The 13,544-nt window shown below is 55.4% G+C and carries 10 protein-coding genes; 4 read left to right on the forward strand and 6 right to left on the reverse strand.

All coding sequences use genetic code 11. From position 1 onward, the window contains the following. Positions 1–221: 221 nt before the first annotated feature. Complete coding sequence (locus AC0JZ1_RS06565; RefSeq protein WP_471881612.1) at positions 222–1,124, reverse strand: LysR family transcriptional regulator VtlR; 903 nt, start codon at positions 1,122–1,124, stop codon at positions 222–224. A gap of 2 nt (positions 1,125–1,126) precedes the next feature. Further along, positions 1,127–2,101 (reverse strand): thioredoxin-disulfide reductase, encoded by a 975-nt coding sequence (gene trxB / locus AC0JZ1_RS06570; RefSeq protein ID WP_471881613.1) that lies wholly within the window; start codon positions 2,099–2,101, stop codon positions 1,127–1,129. 249 nt (positions 2,102–2,350) lie between these two features. Between trxB and AC0JZ1_RS06575 the strand changes: the two genes are divergently transcribed. Then, a complete protein-coding gene (locus AC0JZ1_RS06575; RefSeq protein ID WP_377403643.1) occupies positions 2,351–2,818 on the forward strand; it encodes an Lrp/AsnC family transcriptional regulator in 468 nt (155 codons plus the stop codon). A 22-nt stretch (positions 2,819–2,840) separates the two neighbouring features. Here the strand turns inward: AC0JZ1_RS06575 and AC0JZ1_RS06580 are convergent, their stop codons facing one another. Both AC0JZ1_RS06580 and greA read right to left on the reverse strand, forming a co-directional pair. Continuing rightward, positions 2,841–3,899, reverse strand: a complete 1,059-nt coding sequence (locus tag AC0JZ1_RS06580) for a glycosyltransferase family 4 protein (RefSeq protein WP_471881614.1) — start codon at positions 3,897–3,899, stop codon at positions 2,841–2,843. 16 nt (positions 3,900–3,915) lie between these two features. After that, entirely contained in the window at positions 3,916–4,392 is a 477-nt protein-coding gene (gene greA, locus AC0JZ1_RS06585; RefSeq protein ID WP_471881615.1) for a transcription elongation factor GreA, read from the reverse strand. Between the two features lie 242 nt (positions 4,393–4,634). Here greA and AC0JZ1_RS06590 point away from each other — a divergent pair, with 242 nt between their 5' ends. Both AC0JZ1_RS06590 and AC0JZ1_RS06595 read left to right on the forward strand, forming a co-directional pair. After that, complete coding sequence (locus AC0JZ1_RS06590; protein WP_471881616.1) at positions 4,635–5,867, forward strand: putative DNA modification/repair radical SAM protein; 1,233 nt, start codon at positions 4,635–4,637, stop codon at positions 5,865–5,867. After that, the gene (locus AC0JZ1_RS06595; RefSeq protein WP_471881617.1) at positions 5,867–7,327 is read left to right on the forward strand and encodes a UdgX family uracil-DNA binding protein; all 1,461 of its coding nucleotides are present in this window, start codon (positions 5,867–5,869) and stop codon (positions 7,325–7,327) included. The genes AC0JZ1_RS06590 and AC0JZ1_RS06595 overlap by 1 nt, the downstream gene beginning before the upstream one ends. A 29-nt stretch (positions 7,328–7,356) precedes the next feature. Here the strand turns inward: AC0JZ1_RS06595 and AC0JZ1_RS06600 are convergent, their stop codons facing one another. Together AC0JZ1_RS06600 and carB are read right to left on the reverse strand one after the other, a co-directional pair. Beyond that, positions 7,357–8,565 (reverse strand): DUF2235 domain-containing protein, encoded by a 1,209-nt coding sequence (locus AC0JZ1_RS06600; RefSeq protein WP_471881618.1) that lies wholly within the window; start codon positions 8,563–8,565, stop codon positions 7,357–7,359. A 152-nt stretch (positions 8,566–8,717) separates the two neighbouring features. Further along, positions 8,718–12,200 carry a carbamoyl-phosphate synthase large subunit gene (gene carB, locus AC0JZ1_RS06605; protein ID WP_471881619.1) on the reverse strand — a complete coding sequence of 1,161 codons (3,483 nt, stop codon included), beginning with the start codon at positions 12,198–12,200 and terminating at the stop codon, positions 8,718–8,720. Positions 12,201–12,460: 260 nt separating this feature from the next. Between carB and AC0JZ1_RS06610 the strand changes: the two genes are divergently transcribed. Continuing rightward, positions 12,461–13,540 (forward strand): phosphatase PAP2 family protein, encoded by a 1,080-nt coding sequence (locus AC0JZ1_RS06610; RefSeq protein ID WP_471881620.1) that lies wholly within the window; start codon positions 12,461–12,463, stop codon positions 13,538–13,540. Positions 13,541–13,544: the final 4 nt, after the last annotated feature.

Consider the following 13,544-nt stretch of genomic DNA (forward strand, 5'->3'; position numbering starts at 1 on the left):
TGCTGCGGTGGAACTGGGAGGAAAGCCACCATGTGCATCAGCTGAGTGCGATATGGTGCTTTATTGGGCAGCAAACAATGCTTTTTTGTGCAGGGCAGCCATGTTTTTTCGCAAGGGTAGCAGTATTCGCAAACAAAAATGGCGCTGCCTGCCCGACAACGCCATGAAATTGTTCAACAAATTTTGTTATTGCGCATAGCGGCTTTAGCGGCGAGGCTGTGTCAAAAATTCCAGTTTCGTGCCTTGGCAACAATAAAATCGCGAAAGACCTTCAACTTCGCAGCGTTCTTCATTTCATCGGGGTAGCAGAAATAGGTGTCGAAAGAAGGTATATCTGCGTTGATGGCGAGCTGGATAAGGCCTGGATCTCGCCCGACGATGTAATCTGGCAGCACTGCTATGCCTATGCCAAGCAAGCAGGCCCGCTTGATCGACGTCTGACTGTTGATCTGCAAATGCGGAAGGCGAGGGTTGTCGGATGAACGACCCGCATATTCCAGCCAGTTTACATCCAGCAGGTAGTTCGGTGCAGGCTCACCAAAGGTGATGATGCGATGCGTATCCAAATCCTCAATCGTTTGTGGTTCGCCAAAGCGATTGATGTAGGACGGTGCCGCATAAACATGCATGTGCACCGTGAACAGCTTGCGCTGAATAAGATCTGACTGCTGCGGCTGACGCAGACGGATAGCGCAGTCTGCATGGCGCATGTTCACATCCAACTCCTCATTATCGAGGATGAGCTGGATCGACATTTCCGGGTAAAGCTGGAGGAATTCCTGTACTTTATCCGTCAACCAGCCCTGGCCCAGACCAACCGTTGTGGTAACGCGCAGCTTGCCGCTTGGCTTCTCGGTGGTTTCCGTCAGCTGAACCTTTACGGTTTCAAGCTTGAGCAACACGTCATGTGCTGTGCGGTAGAGCAATTCGCCCTGTTCGGTCAAAATGAGGCCGCGCGCATGGCGATGGAACAGCTTGACGCCGACATCCTGCTCAAGCGCGCTGACCTGACGGCTGATCGCGGACTGGGAGAGGTGCAGCTTATCTGCCGCATGGGTAAATGAGCCAGCCTCAGCCGCTGCGTGGAAAATGCGCAGTTTATCCCAGTCCAAAGGTACGCCCATGATTACTCCGCGGCCTCAGCCATTGGTTGGATGCCGGCAAGAAAACGCTCAGCTTCCAGTGCTGCCATGCAGCCCATGCCAGCCGCCGTAATGGCCTGACGGAACGTATCATCGGTTACGTCACCGGCAGCAAAGACACCTGGAATATTGGTGGCTGTCGAATCCGGCGCAGTCCACAAATAGCCGTTTGATTTCAACTTCAATTGATCTTTGAACAGTTCAACGGCAGGCGCATGCCCGATTGCAACGAAAACGCCATCAATTGTCTGTTCGCTGATCTCACCTGTCTTCGTGTTGCGAAGCCGCACGCCTGATACCGATGGCGGCATAGGCGGCTTGGCCGGTTCGCCGGTGATTTCGGCAATTTCAGTGTTCCACATCACATTCACATTCGGACGTTGGAACAGGCGTTCCTGCAGGATCTTTTCAGAGCGGAAGCCATCGCGGCGATGCACGACGGTGACCGTTTTGGCGATGTTCGACAGGTAGAGCGCTTCTTCCACCGCAGAATTGCCGCCACCGACAACGATGACATCCTTGTTGCGATAGAAGAAGCCATCGCAGGTGGCGCAGGCAGAAACGCCGAAGCCCTGAAAGTGCTGCTCGCTTTCAATGCCAAGCCACTTCGCTTTGGCACCGGTTGCGATCACTAGCGTATCGGTCGTCCATACCTGGCCTGAGTCAGTCTGGATCGTGAAGGGGCGGCTGCCGAGTTTAACTTCGGTGACGAGATCATTGACGATTTCGGTGCCTACGTGTTGAGCCTGCTTGAGCATTTGCTCCATCAGCCATGGCCCTTGAATGGGGTCTGCAAAGCCCGGATAGTTCTCCACATCCGTGGTAATCATCAGCTGACCACCCTGTTCCATACCCGCTATCAGCACTGGCTTCAGCATGGCGCGTGCAGCATAGATTGCGGCTGTGTAGCCAGCGGGGCCGGAACCGATAATAAGAACCTGCGTATGACGGGCAGACATGATGGTAATCCTTCAGGAATTCAGCAGTGATGGCTATATGTAGCCATGGCAATCCGGAGACTGCAAAAAAACTTGCCCTCATTTATGATTGAACCATGCACCAATTCAAGGGCAGCCTTGCGCCAGCGTCACGACTTGGCGCTTTACGCACAATATAAGTAAAGCTTCGGGCCGGTTTTCCGGCGAATTCCTTGCGTTCGCCAGCGCATTGTCTAAAAGGCGAACCAAACGACATTACGGGAGTTTCGCGTGCTGCGAGTCGAACTCGATGCTACCGACATTAAGATCCTGCGCGAATTGCAGCGGGATGGCCGCATGACCAACGTAGAATTGGCTGAGCGCGTGGGTATTTCCGCGCCGCCATGCCTGCGGCGCGTGCGCAAGCTGGAAGAACTGGGCGTAATCGAAGGATATGCGGCCATTTTGAATGGTCCGAAGCTGGGTTATGATCTGGTTGCTTTCTGTCTGGTTGGCTTGAAACATCAATCCGAAGCCAATCTGAAAGCTTTTGCCTCTCTGGCGGAAAGCTGGCCAATCGTGCGCGAAGCATGGATGGTCTCCGGCGACAGCGATTTCCTGCTCCGCTGCACGGCCGAAAACCTCACCAAGTTTCAGGATTTCGTCATCGAAGTTCTGGCGGCCAATGAGCATGTGGATACGGTGCGTACCATGCTGACAATCCGTCAGGTGAAAAAGCTCGGTCTCGTTGAGATTTGAGGAGAGGGGGATCTTTCCCCCTTCAATCGGCTTTTAAAAGTCTGTTGTAAACCTGGCCGATTGCCGTTGCCTCTCGTTCAATAGAGAAGTTTTGGCGCGCGTGGGTGAGGGCGGATGTAGCCGAAGCGCTCAAAAGCCCATCATCCTGGAGATAGGGTTCAGCCGCTTCGACAAACCGATCAACAGAACCGCGACCGACAATTCGGCCTGTTTGACCATCGACGATAAGCTCTGGAAACGCGCCGACATCCGATGCGATGACCGGTATACCGGTTGCCATGGCTTCTAGCGGTGTGAGGCCAAAGCCTTCCCAGCGTTGCGGCGCGATGAAGAGATCGAGCGCACGATACCATTCTGGAATGTTTGTATGTTCGCCGACAAACAGGATGCGCTCGGAAAGACCGGCGGCCTTCACCTTGGCCTTCAATTCCTCTTCGAAAGCGGCATGTTTTGCCGTGGCCCTGCCTGCAATCACTGCCTTCCAGTGCGGATGGGCGGGCAGGAGCCGCAGCATCGTGTCGACAAATATATCGGTGCCTTTTTGATGGCGCACGCGGCCAAAGCAGCCGACATAGTTGAAGGCGGGATCAAGCCCCACCTTCTGTTTCGCTTCCTGCCTATTCAAGGGTGGAGAAAAGCGCTCAAGGTCAATCCCGTGAAGAATGACCGTGCTCTCGCGCTCAAGATAGGTCGCAGTTTTCGCGGAAACTGAAATAACGTGATCCATGCGGGAGATCAGCCATTTCGTCCAGCCGGTGTGGTGCCGCTGCGATGCGGAGGTAAACAACAGACTGAACGGCATGCGCAAGACATCGCGCAAGATGATGCCGGGTAGCATTTCGATGTTTCGCCGCGCATGCCAAACGCGTCTCGCTTCGCCCTCGGGGGGGCGCCAAAGCCTGGGAAGTTCAAGCCAGCCCATGGAGGGCAGGGACGCCGGAAGGCCCGGCCCGAGGGTTGTAACCCTCTGGCCAAGCCGATTTTGGATGGGAACGAGCTGAATGACAGTGGAGGTCACACCGGACAGGCGGCGCTTGAAATGCGGCGCGATGACTGCGACCTGATCGAGACGCGAAGGCACTGTGACCCCTATTATGTCAGCCCCAGGAGATGGCCAGGATTTCGTAGGCCTTCGAGCCGCCAGGCGCGTTGACCTCAATGGAATCGCCTGCTTCCTTGCCAATCAAGGCGCGTGCAATAGGGGAGGAAATGGAGATCTTCCCGCTCTTAACATCGGCTTCCTGATCTCCAACGATCTGGTAGACCTTTTCCTCTTCGGTATCTTCATCGACCAGCTTGACGGTGGCGCCGAACTTGATTTTCGAGCCCGACATCTTCGAAAGGTCGATAACCTCCGCGCGTGTCGTCAGGTCTTCAAGCTCCGTAATGCGGCCCTCATTGTGGCTCTGCGCTTCCTTGGCAGCATGGTACTCGGCGTTTTCCGAAAGGTCGCCATGGGCGCGCGCTTCCGCAATGGCCTCGATGATGCGGGGACGTTCCTCCTGCTGACGCCAGCGCAGTTCCTCCTGCAATTGGGCGAAACCGGATTGCGTCATCGGTACCTTTTCAACCATTTGTCCTTTTCCTCAGTATCATGCCTGCTTGCTGCGGACACAAAAAGAAACAGGTCCCGGAGCGAAACTCCGGAACCATGTGAAAACTCGTTAGCTCCACGACCATAGCAGAGTCGTTGAGCGGATTGCCAGAAAATTCGAAATAGGGCGCTTTGTGAACTTGCACAGGTCAAAGCGAAAAAGCTTTTTCTAATGTTCCCTGGGTTGACTCGGAAGGCTGGAACATATAGTGAACATAACTGATGAAGAAGTCGCTGAAAGAACGTTTGGCAATCCTCTCTGATGCTGCAAAATACGATGCGTCCTGCGCATCCAGCGGCACCACAAAGCGGGATTCAGCCTCAAGTGGGGGCCTTGGTTCAACGGAAGGGTCTGGCATTTGTCATGCCTATGCGCCGGATGGCCGATGCATTTCGCTTCTGAAAATATTGCTGACGAACTTCTGCATCTACGATTGCGCCTATTGCATCAACCGCTCCTCCTCCAATGTGGAGAGGGCGCGGTTTACGCCGGAGGAGGTGATCTGGCTGACAATGGAGTTCTACCGCCGGAACTACATTGAAGGACTTTTCCTCTCCTCCGGCATCATTCGCTCATCCGATCACACTATGGAAGAGATGGTGAAAATTGCGCGTGATTTGCGCACGGTTCATGGGTTTCGCGGTTACATTCATCTCAAGACCATCCCGGAAGCTTCGCCAGCTTTGATTGAGCAGGCGGGTCTTTATGCTGATCGTCTGTCTATCAATATCGAGCTTCCAACTGATTTGGGTATCAGCCAGTTTGCGCCTGAAAAACGGCCCGACGGCATTCGCCGTGCCATGGGCGATTTGCGACTGAAGATTGAAGATGCCTCCGAACCGACCCTGAAGACAAAACGCAAAAAACGCTTCGTGCCTGCAGGTCAGAGCACGCAGATGATTGTGGGTGCTGATGGTGCCAATGACGCCACTATTCTTGGCACGAGTGCGCGCCTTTACGGCAGCTATGGTTTGAAGCGCGTCTATTATTCGGCCTTTAGCCCCATTCCGGATTCGTCAACCAAGTTGCCTTTGATCAAGCCGCCACTGATCCGCGAGCATCGTCTTTATCAGGCGGATTGGCTCTATCGATTTTATGGATTCGATATCGGGGAAATCACCTCTGTCGCGTCTGACGGAAATCTCGATCTTGAGCTTGATCCGAAGCTTGCCTGGGCGCTGGCGAACCGAGACCATTTTCCCGTCAATATCAACCGGGCACCCAAGGAGATGCTGTTGCGGGTGCCGGGACTGGGTACGAAAACGGTCAAATCCATCCTGTCATCGCGTCGTTTCCGCCGTCTGCGATTGGAAGATTTAGGACGGCTTGGCGTCTCCCTCCGCAAGATCCAGCCATTTATCGAAGCCGAAGGCTGGACGCCGAAACGCATGCTGGAGCGTTCCGATCTGCGGCAGATGTTTTCTCCGCAACCTGAACAATTGACCCTTTTCTGATGTTGACGATCAAGCTTCAGGGGCGCGGCGACTTGGAGGAGTGGCGTAGTGCCGCCCGCTCGCTTCTTATGGCCGACATTGCCCCGTCGGGGATCAATTGGAATGTGGAGGCTGATAGCAATCCTGTTCTTGGATTTGGCGAGGATGCTCTTCCCACGCCCAAGCCTGGCGTTCAGCCCATTCACGTTCCACAAGCCTTTGTTGATTTGGCACAGACTGTCCTTTGCCATAGTGATCCAACCCGATTCGCGCTCCTGTATCGGCTGTTATGGCGTATCCGCAGCGAACGTCAGTTGCTTGGGGTGATTTCGGATCCCGATGTGATTGAAGCACGTCAATTGGAAAAGTCCGTGCGACGAGACAGCCACAAAATGAAGGCGTTCGTTCGCTTCAAGGAAGTGCCGTCTCGCGATCCGTTGGGTCAGCGCCGGGCGTTTATCTCTTGGTTCGAGCCAGATCATTTCATCGTGGCTCGGATGGCGCCTTTCTTCAAGCGGCGCTTCTTCGACATGGATTGGGTGATCGCGACGCCGAAGGGCTCTGCCGCCTGGGACGGAGAGGAGCTGACTCTTTCCGATGAACCAGCCGAAAAGCCGGATATCCGGGATGATGCCGATGATCTGTGGCGCATCTATTATGCCAATATCTTCAATCCGGCACGCCTGAAGATCAAGGCAATGACGGCGGAAATGCCGAAGAAGTATTGGAAGAACCTACCCGAGGCAGAACTCATCCCGGATTTGATCGCCAATGCCGAAGCCAAGGTGCGGGAAATGGCGGAGCGGGCTGCGTCTCAACCACCTGCGTTTCACCAACGTTTGCAGGAGAGGCTGGCGGCAGAGGTGCAGGTTGAACAAGCGGTGGAAGCAGGCAGTCTGGCCGCGCTTCGTCATCAGGCACGAAATTGCACACTGTGCGATTTGCATTGCAAGGCGACGCAAACTGTATTTGGCGAAGGGCCGGTAGATGCCTCAGTCATGTTTGTCGGCGAGCAGCCGGGGGACCATGAGGATTTGGCAGGTCGTCCCTTCGTAGGCCCTGCGGGCAAGGTGTTCAATCAGGTGCTTGGCGAAGTGGGGCTGGATCGCGATGCGCTCTACCTCACCAATTCGGTCAAGCACTTTAAATATGAGCCACGGGGAAAAAAGCGCATCCACCAAAAGCCGAACCAGGCTGAGATTCAACAGTGCCGCTGGTGGCTGACGCGTGAGATTGAAATGGTAAAGCCCAAACTGGTGGTGGCCATGGGGGCGACGGCCTATTTTGCGCTAACCGATGGGCGGGAAAAGCTACAGGATGTGCGCAGCCGCTTTTTGCCCATGAGCAGCGGCTGCATGCTGTTCGTCACCGTGCATCCTTCCTATTTACTACGCATCCCGGATGAGAGCCGAAAAGCGGCAGAGCTGGCGCGCTTTGTCGAGGATATGAGCCAGGTCAAGCGCTCTATGCTCTCGTTGTAGAAGATCGATGGGCGGTCACCATACATAGGTCAGGACGTAAAGTTGGGGTTTGTCGGCAGGTTGGGCGGAGAATAGCCGCCAGCTTGTAGCCTTGTTCTGACAGTTTCGTGGATAGCGGCGTCCTGTGCGATCCACCGGTAATCGGAGCGCGGAATATACCATCCGCCTGCCTTTCCTCCATTGCGCCAGGAGCTTTTGGGAATGGGACGAGGAAACCATTCAACGATGGGCCAGATTTTGCGCATCGAATTGTGCAGAGGCGCCAAAGCGTCCGGCTCGACATATTTGCCGCCTGTTTTGCCCATCACGAGGTTGTCGATAGATCGCTGCGAATAGGTGAGGCCGGTCGAGCGCGTCTCATCAATCATCCAGCACAGCGGGATCTTGATCTGTGCACTTTCTCGTTCCGGGTAGCCGCCACCCACATCGCCATGCACGCCTGCAAACCAAACCTCCCTGGCATCCTGCTTCTGGGGCTCCTTGGGTCGAAACGGCCCACCCCAATAGGGTTGATCAAGCGTCCAAAGCTTAGGTTGAAACATGGTGCGGCGCTCATCGATAGCGACCGCATGACGGACGACTTCCACGCTTGGATTGCGATTCGTAAAGGGATGCGTTTTGAATTGAGGGAAGAACTTGCCCGGTTCGATGACAGAAGCCACCGTATCGAAAAGACCGAGCAGCTTGATTGGCGGTCTGTCGTTTCGCAGCGTTCGCTCGTAAAGCCGCATGGTGCGAAACGCAGAAGGTGCTTCTCCACGCACGTCGTCCGATTCCAGCATCTGCTCCTCGTCGGTAATGCCCTTGAATGTGCGATAGGCATAATCGACGAGATTCAGATGTATTTTCTTCGTGAGGCCGAAGGCATGGATAAAGCCAGCCAGAACGCGCGCTGTATAAGCCCCGCGGCTGAAGCCGAAAATGTAGATGCGATCTCGGTTGCGGTGTTTTCCATCTGCTCCCACTGGTCCCGCATCGTAGTTTTCCACCAGCATACGGTAGGCTTCTTTGACGTTCTGATCGAGGCCCCAGCCGGTCGCCAGCCCCCAGACTTCGCTCGCGTGCCGCTGTAGCTTCGACCAGGCATTGGGTGACCCGAAGGTGCCGACGCCCGGATCGTAATAGACCAGTTGAGTTTCGGAACGTTCGAGGCAACCAAACAGGCGCAGTATGTTTGTGCGGTCGGCTGAAATCTCATTGGATGTGCCATCAAATAAAATAACGATGTTCTTTGCCACGAGCTCCTCCAAGACCGCTGTTCTTCGACAGACTGACGTGTTCGCAGGTTGGCTTCAAGCTGTCAGATTTTGGGATGAGACGATTGTCCAAATAGAAATGGCGACCCTGCAGGGGCCGCCATTTTTGATGCGAAACTCGGTGGAGTAGACGATCAGAAGTAGCTTTGCAGTGGCTGGACTTCCAATTGCCCCTTCTTCAGAGCCTCGATGGCTTCGGCAGCCGCCATGGCTCCAGCCATTGTGGTGTAATACGGCACCTTCTGCATCAGTGCTGCGCGACGAAGAGACTTGGAGTCCGAGATCGCCTTGTTGCCATCGGTCGTGTTGATGACCAGCTGAACCTGACGGTTGCGGATGGCATCCTCAATATGCGGACGACCTTCCAGAACCTTGTTCACCTTGACGGCGTCAATCCCGTTTTCAGCCAGATAACGCTGCGTGCCACCGGTGGCGAGAACACGGAAACCGATTTCGACCAGCAGCTTGATGGCTGGAAGAACGCGAGTCTTGTCTTCGTCACGAACGGATACGAATACGGCACCATCACGTGGCAGTTCCACGCCTGCACCGAGCTGGCTCTTGGCGAAGGCAACCGCAAAATTGCGATCCAGACCAATCACTTCTCCGGTGGAGCGCATTTCGGGGCCGAGCAGAGTATCGACACCCGGGAAGCGGGCGAACGGGAAGACCGCTTCCTTGACCGCGATGTGCTTCAAGTTCCGCGGATCCGGCTTTTTGCCGTAGGCGGCGATTGCTGCATCCAGTTTTTCACCGGCCATGACGCGGGCTGCGATCTTGGCAATCGGTGCGCCAATGGTCTTTGCCACGAACGGCACGGTGCGCGAAGCGCGTGGGTTCACTTCCAGAACGTAGATCGTACCATCCTTGATGGCGTACTGAACGTTCATCAGGCCGCCGACATTCAGCGCCTTGGCAAGGGCGGTCGTCTGGCGTTCCAGCTCGTCCACGGTTTCCTTGGATAGCGAGCGGACGGGCAAGGAGCAGGCGCTATCACCGGAATGAATGCCGGCTTCTTCGATATGCTCCATGATGCCAGAAACGAACACGCTTTCACCATCGCAAAGCGCATCCACATCCACTTCGATAGCGTTGGTCAGGTAGCTATCGAACAGAAGTGGGTTCTTGCCGAGCAGGGTGTTGATCTGGCCGGTCTTGTCGTTCGGGTAACGCTGCTTGATGTCTTCCGGCACCAGTTCCGGAACGGTGTCCAGCAGATAGGTCTGCAACATGGTTTCGTTGTGGATGATCTGCATGGCGCGGCCACCCAGAACATAGGATGGGCGCACGACCAGCGGGAAGCCGATTTCAGACGCAACGAGGCGGGCCTGCTCGACGGAATAGGCAATGCCGTTGTTCGGCTGTGCCAGATCGAGCTTCATCAAAAGCTTCTGGAAACGATCACGGTCCTCCGCAAGGTCGATGGCATCAGGTGCCGTACCAAGAATCGGAATGCCATTCTTTTCCAGCGCTTCCGCCAGCTTCAGCGGGGTCTGGCCGCCGAACTGGACGATGACGCCGACGACTTCACCCTTCTCTTGCTCAGCGCGGAGAATTTCGATCACGTCTTCAGCCGTCAGCGGCTCGAAGTAGAGGCGGTCGGAGGTGTCGTAATCCGTTGAAACCGTTTCTGGGTTGCAGTTGATCATGATCGCTTCGAAACCAGCATCCTTCAGCGCGAAAGCGGCATGGCAGCAGCAATAATCGAACTCAATGCCCTGGCCGATACGGTTCGGGCCACCGCCAAGGATAACAACCTTCTTACGGTCGGAGACTTCCGCTTCGGAGCGCGCAGCGCCAACGAAGGGCGTCTCATAGGTCGAGTACATATAGGCGGTTGGCGAGGCAAACTCAGCCGCGCAGGTGTCGATGCGCTTGAATACCGGGCGCACGTTGAGGCTGTTGCGCAGCATTGCAACATCCTTCGGCTTGCCATTGGTGAGCGAAGCCAGACGCGCATCGGAGAAGCCCATGGACTTCAACATACGGAGGTTCTCGGCATCCTGTGGCAGGCCGTGCTCGCGCACGCGGGCTTCCATGTCCACAATCGCCTTGAATTGTGCGATGAACCACGGGTCGATCTTGCACGCTTCGTGAACTTCCGCTTCGCTCAAGCCCAGGCGCAGCGCTTGAACCACCATGCGCAGGCGGTCTGGCGTTGGCGTGCCGATGGCGGCGCGAATGGCATTTTTGTCGTCACCCTGACCGAGACCCGGGATCTCAATTTCATCAAGCCCCGTAAGGCCGGTTTCCATGCCGCGAAGCGCCTTTTGCAGCGATTCTGCAAAGGTACGACCAATCGCCATGACTTCACCGACCGACTTCATGGCTGTGGTGAGTGTCGGTTCTGCACCGGGGAACTTTTCGAAGGCAAAACGCGGGATCTTTGTGACGACGTAATCGATGGAGGGCTCGAAAGATGCCGGAGTTGCGCCGCCGGTGATGTCATTTTCCAGCTCATCCAGCGTATAGCCGATGGCGAGCTTTGCCGCGACCTTGGCAATCGGGAAGCCTGTTGCCTTGGAAGCCAGCGCCGAGGAGCGCGAAACGCGCGGGTTCATTTCGATGACGACGAGGCGTCCGTCCGCTGGGTTTACGGCGAACTGAACGTTGGAGCCGCCGGTTTCAACACCGATCTCGCGCAGAACCGCCAGCGAGGCGTTGCGCATGATCTGATATTCCTTGTCCGTCAGCGTCAGGGCAGGGGCGACGGTGATGGAGTCGCCGGTGTGAACGCCCATCGGATCGATGTTTTCGATGGAGCAGATGATGATGCAGTTATCCGCGCGGTCGCGGATAACTTCCATCTCGTATTCTTTCCAGCCCAGAACTGATTCTTCGATCAGCACTTCGGTGGTTGGAGAGGCATCGAGACCGCCATTGACGATATCGAAGAATTCCGAGCGGTTATAGGCGATGCCACCGCCGGTGCCGCCGAGCGTGAAGGATGGGCGAATGATGGCTGGCAAGCCAACGTGATCGAGTGCTTGCGCGGCAATGGCCATGGCATGGGCCATGTAGCGCTGCTTGCGGTCTGTCTCACCCAGGTTCCACTTGTTTTCCAGCGCATCGAGAGCCTTGTCCAGCTCGTCGCCGGACAGAGTTTCGCGCAGCTTGGCGCGCTCTGCCTCATGCGCCTTGCGGTCCTGTTCCTTGATTTCCGTGGCATTGGCCAGCATGGAGCGTGGCGTTTCAAGGCCGATTTTGGCCATGGCTTCACGGAAAAGCGCGCGGTCTTCGGCCTTGTCGATGGCTTCCGGCTTTGCGCCGATCATTTCCACATTGTAGCGGTCGAGAACGCCCATGCGCTTCAACGAAAGTGCTGTGTTAAGTGCCGTCTGGCCACCCATGGTGGGCAGCAATGCATCCGGCCGCTCCTTGGCGATGATCTTTGCCACGACTTCCGGTGTGATCGGCTCTACATAGGTTGCATCCGCAAGGCCCGGATCGGTCATGATCGTGGCTGGGTTGGAATTGACCAGGATGACGCGGAAGCCTTCTTCCTTGAGCGCCTTACAGGCCTGTGTGCCAGAATAATCGAATTCGCAGGCCTGACCGATAACAATCGGTCCTGCTCCAATGATGAGAATGGACTTAATATCTTGGCGCTTCGGCATCGGCTCAATTCCATAAACAGCTTGCGCGAAAAACCGGCCAAGGTGAGGCAACACCGGCCGGGCGCAATGGATGGGTCTTTTCAGGCTAGAAGCGGCTTATAGGGAATAGTTGCCGCAGAAGGAACCCCAAATCTTTTGAAATTTTGGCCAGATGGATGTGATCCCCAGCTGCATTCGCAATCTTAACACTTTATCCGTTTTTCCCCGGCCTTATACCTCCATTGATTGATTATTGAATGTGTTGGTTGTGAGATTAATCTATGTCATTGCTGATACATGAGGTTGCTTACATTCTGTTGCGGCGGCTTAAATCGGACCGCTGGATTTACGCGTTCATTCTTGGCTACGGGCTGTTTGCGCTTCTCCTCGCCAGCGCGACAGGGCAGAGGGATAAACTCTCTTACGCCATTTATCTGCCGACCTGGCTTTGGTGCTTTACAATCGTAATGCCTATAGCGTTGTTCGGCTTGCAGTTCTGCTACGTGGTTCACCGCTTCGATTACCGGCGAAGGCTGGCCTTCCGCCGCATTTTTGCGCCTCGGCAATGGGCAAACCTGTTTGCGGGCATCCTGCTTGTCAATCTGATGGTCGTTTTTCAAGCATCGTTCACAGGCATCAAGAACCTTCTTCTGGTTTTCGATGGCGGCTTCCAAGGCGATCTCTTCTATGCCGAGATTGACCGAAAGCTGCATTTCGGGATCGATCCATGGCGCATTCTCTACGCCTACGGCCAAAGCGCCGTGGTTCGAAGCGTGGTCGAACTCAATTATAATGCAGTGTGGTTCCTCATCTGTTTTGGCACACTATTCTATGTTGCGACTTGCTTGCGAGAGGCGAGCAAACGCAGCCGCTATATGCTGGAATTCATGATCGTTTGGGTGGTTCTGGGAAATGTGCTGGCGGGGCTATCGCTCTCCGCAGGTCCAGCATTTTATGGGTTCATAACGGGTGATTTTGCGCGTTTTGCCGATCAGATCGCTTTTCTGGCGCAAAGTCGGGGCGCTCATTCCGCCAGTCTCTATCAAGCCTATCTGTGGCAATTGCAAAGCCTGGGCACAACCGGCATGGGTGGCGGCATCGCCGCCTTTCCCAGCGTGCATGTCGGCCTTATCACCATGAATGCACTTTATCTTTTAGAGCATTCGCGAAAATGGGGCGCTGTTGCTGTTGTCTATATGCTCTTCGTGCTGGCAAGCTCTGTTTATCTCGCCTGGCACTATGCTATCGATGGATATGCCGCAATCGTTGTCGTTATGCTCATTCATGGGCTGATGAAATGGCTGTTTTCTCTTTCGGGAACTGCGGAGCCGGGTGCCGCGTTGCAGGCGGTGGCCACATAGCGAG

The sequence above is a fragment of the Affinirhizobium capsici genome (assembly GCF_977018625.1).

What these genes read in the sequence shown, in the direction of transcription:
- AC0JZ1_RS06565 (WP_471881612.1), bottom strand. Translation starts at nt 1,124, where the DNA reads ATGGGCGTACCTTTGGACTGGGATAAACTGCGCATTTTCCACGCAGCG.
- trxB (WP_471881613.1), bottom strand. Translation starts at nt 2,101, where the DNA reads ATGTCTGCCCGTCATACGCAGGTTCTTATTATCGGTTCCGGCCCCGCT.
- greA (WP_471881615.1), bottom strand. Translation starts at nt 4,392, where the DNA reads ATGGTTGAAAAGGTACCGATGACGCAATCCGGTTTCGCCCAATTGCAG.
- AC0JZ1_RS06590 (WP_471881616.1), top strand. Translation starts at nt 4,635, where the DNA reads ATGAAGAAGTCGCTGAAAGAACGTTTGGCAATCCTCTCTGATGCTGCA.
- AC0JZ1_RS06595 (WP_471881617.1), top strand. Translation starts at nt 5,867, where the DNA reads ATGTTGACGATCAAGCTTCAGGGGCGCGGCGACTTGGAGGAGTGGCGT.
- carB (WP_471881619.1), bottom strand. Translation starts at nt 12,200, where the DNA reads ATGCCGAAGCGCCAAGATATTAAGTCCATTCTCATCATTGGAGCAGGA.
- AC0JZ1_RS06610 (WP_471881620.1), top strand. Translation starts at nt 12,461, where the DNA reads ATGTCATTGCTGATACATGAGGTTGCTTACATTCTGTTGCGGCGGCTT.